Origin of the sequence: Acrocarpospora phusangensis (assembly GCF_016862995.1) — a bacterium.
Classification (GTDB): Bacteria; Actinomycetota; Actinomycetes; order Streptosporangiales; family Streptosporangiaceae; genus Acrocarpospora; species Acrocarpospora phusangensis.
The window spans coordinates 1-2,082 of the sequence record NZ_BOOA01000186.1; the positions used below are offsets into that span (position 1 = coordinate 1).

Below are 2,082 nucleotides of genomic sequence, written 5' to 3' on the forward strand. Positions count from 1 at the left end.
CCCTGGACCTCCAGGACCTTGTTGCTGTGGCGGCTGATGAAGCGGACGTAACCGCTGGCGGAGTCGGCCAGCCGCCACTGCTGGTTGGTGCCGTTGCCGTCGGCCCACTGCACGATGGCGCCGCCGTTGGCGGTGGACCAGTTGTAGACGTCGAGCACCTTGCCGGAGTGGCGGGACTTGATGCGGTAGTAGCCGCCGCCGGAGTCGACGAACTGCCACTGCTGCTGATTCTGGTTGTTGCGGGTCCACTGGGTGATCCGGCCGCCGTCGGCGGTGGAGAGGTTGTAGACGTCCAGGGCCTTGCCGCTGTTGCGGTTGACCAGGACGTACCAGGCGGATGTGTCGACGGTCGCCGCGTTGGCGGCGGTCGAGCCGAGCGCCACCAGGAGGCCCGCCATGAGCGTGGTCACCATCGCGACGATGGCCGCCACCTTCCGGCGTGGCGTTCTGTGATTGGGATGCAAGACTTTCTCCTTTTCGGGGGGTATGGCCGCGCGCCTTCGGCGCGAGCGCGCGACCGTCGTCTGCGCTGACGAAGGAGCCCGGTTACGGGGTGGTCAGGTCGAATCGGCGTACGGTCACCGACCCGCCGAGGGCCTGGCTCGCGTAGTTGAAGATCCCGTAGCGGTAGCCCATGAAGAACTGCCAGGCGTTGTTCAACGTGAAGGCCGGTCCGAAGCCGGTGAAATTGCTTCCGTCGGTGCTGTACGAGAACCGCGCCACCCGCCCCGACCCCGGACGGACGTCCGCGTTGACCCGCAGCCAGATCCGCCCGCCGGAGATGTTCGCGCTCGCGGCCTCGCTGCCGGTCCCCGTGGTCGCCCAGCTGCTGTTCATGGTCAGCCCGTTGGTCATCACCACGCGGTAGGCGTTGTTGTCGCGTTTGACGCCGATCCAGGCCGAGGAGTCGCGGAGCATGGCCAGCCCGGCCCGGTCGCCGTTGGCCATCGCCGAGTAGTCCAGCTCGATCGTCGCCGTGGACGACGGGCCCTGGATGCGGTGGGTCAGCGTGTTGCGGGCGTTGTACAGGTCGCCGGTGACGGTCGCGGTCTGGAGCCGGAGCCCGTTGCCGGTGGAGAAGCGGCTCGTGTCGGGGTTGTGGTTCCACTCCCAGCGGTGGCCGAGCGTGCCGCCGGTGAATGTGTCCGGGCCGATCATCGAGGCCACGGTCCGGTTGGTCTGGATGTTGGGCCTGGGATAGTTCACGCCCCAGCCGCCGTTGACCGTCTGGACCGACGGCCAGCCGTCGCCGCTCCAGTTGATGGGCGCCAGCGCGGGCACCCGTCCGCCGGGGTAGGCGTCGACGAACGACATGTAGTACCAGGCGCCGTTCTGCGTCTGGACCAGTCCGCCCTGGTGGGGGACGCCGCCGCCGGAGATGGGCCCGGGCATGTTGAGCAGGACCTGGCGCATCTCGTACGGACCCCACGGGGAGGTCGAGCGGAGCACGTACTGGCCGTTGGCCGGGCGGGTCAGCCAGATGTAGTAGTAGTTGCCGCGCTTGTAGAACCGCGCGCCCTCAAGGGTGCCGACGCTGGAGGGGGTCTGGAAGACCTGCTGGGCACGGACCTGGCTGAGGCCGTCGGCCGAGAGCTGGGCGACGCTGATCGTGCCGTTGCCGTAGGCGACGTACATGGTGTCGTTGGTGTCGATCAGCAGGCCGGCGTCGTAGTAGCAGTTGTTGATCCGCGCGCGCTTGGTCCACGTGCCGTCCACGGCCGAGGCGGTGTAGACGTAGGTGCGGTTGAACTCGGTGCAGCCGATCCAGTAGTAGGTGCTGTTGCTCGGCCGGTAGTTCAGGGTCGAGGCCCAGATGCCCTTCACGTAGGCCCGCCCGCCGCTGAGGTCGTAGGCGCTGGAATCGAAGTCCAGGCGCGGGACCGAGTGGCCCGCGTACTCCCAGTCGACCAGGTTGTAGGAGCGCAGGATGGGCGCGCCCGGCGAGTAGTGCATCGTGGAGGCCGAGTAGTAGTACGCGTCGCCGACCCGGATGATGTCGCCGTCGGCGAAGTCCTGCCAGACGACCGGGTTGGTGTAGGTGCCGCCGGGGGTCGGGGTGGGCGTCGGGGTCGGGTTGCCGCT

At 68.2% G+C, this 2,082-nt stretch carries 2 protein-coding genes; both read right to left on the reverse strand.

Annotated features, from left to right (window positions below; translation table 11 throughout):
* Positions 1–464: RICIN domain-containing protein (locus tag Aph01nite_RS40800; protein WP_239162357.1), on the reverse strand; the 464-nt coding region annotated here is incomplete at its 3' end.
* 82 nt (positions 465–546) lie between these two features.
* Positions 547–2,082: glycoside hydrolase family 43 protein (locus Aph01nite_RS40805; protein ID WP_204046459.1), on the reverse strand; the 1,536-nt coding region annotated here is incomplete at its 5' end.